Source organism: Cellulomonas iranensis NBRC 101100 = JCM 18110 (genome assembly GCF_001552375.1).
In the GTDB taxonomy this organism is placed as follows: domain Bacteria; phylum Actinomycetota; class Actinomycetes; order Actinomycetales; family Cellulomonadaceae; genus Cellulomonas; species Cellulomonas iranensis.
In genome coordinates this window covers 1-625 of record NZ_BCRB01000199.1, presented here as the reverse complement: position 1 = coordinate 625, position 625 = coordinate 1, and the positions used below count along the sequence as shown (strand labels likewise).

The 625-nt window shown below is 78.4% G+C and carries 1 pseudogene; it reads left to right on the top strand.

Features of this window, described 5'->3' with window-relative positions:
• Positions 1-625: pseudogene (locus CS2_RS19300) on the top strand (hypothetical protein); the annotation flags it as partial.

Sequence of the window (625 nt, the reverse complement as noted above, 5' to 3'; positions counted from 1 at the left end):
CCGGCGCACCCGCGCTCGCCGCCGCCGACCGCACGCTCGGCGCGTCCGGCGCGACGGTCACGGTCGAGGCGCCCGCGGGCGTCGCGGCCGACGCGGCGACCACGGTCGAGGTCCGCGGCACCGGGTTCCAGGTGGTGCCCGGCGGGTTCGGCGGCGTCTACGTGCTGTTCGGCTGGGTCGACGACCCCGCGGGCGGCACGTGGCAACCGTCCGCCGGGGGCACGACCGGCACGACCCTGCGCTACGCGGTCGACGACGCGGCCCGCGAGAACGCCGGGTACCAGCGGTTCGTCGCGTTCCCGGGCGCGAGCACCGCGGTCGAGGCCAACGGCGGCGAGCTCGCCGCCGACGGCTCGTGGGCGACCACGCTCACCGTCCCCGGCGCGCGGTTCACGGCGCTCGACGCGTCGGGCGGCACGGTCGAGCTCGACTGCACCACCGTGACCTGCGGCGTCATCACCATCGGTGCGCACGGCGTCGCGAACGCCCACAACGAGACGTTCACCCCGGTCGTGCTGACGGGCGCGACGCCTGACGACGCGGCGGTCGGGACGACCCCCGAGCCGCCGCCCGCCGCGACCGACGCACCGACCGGGCCCGCGGTCGCGGACGAGCGCCCCGCGTC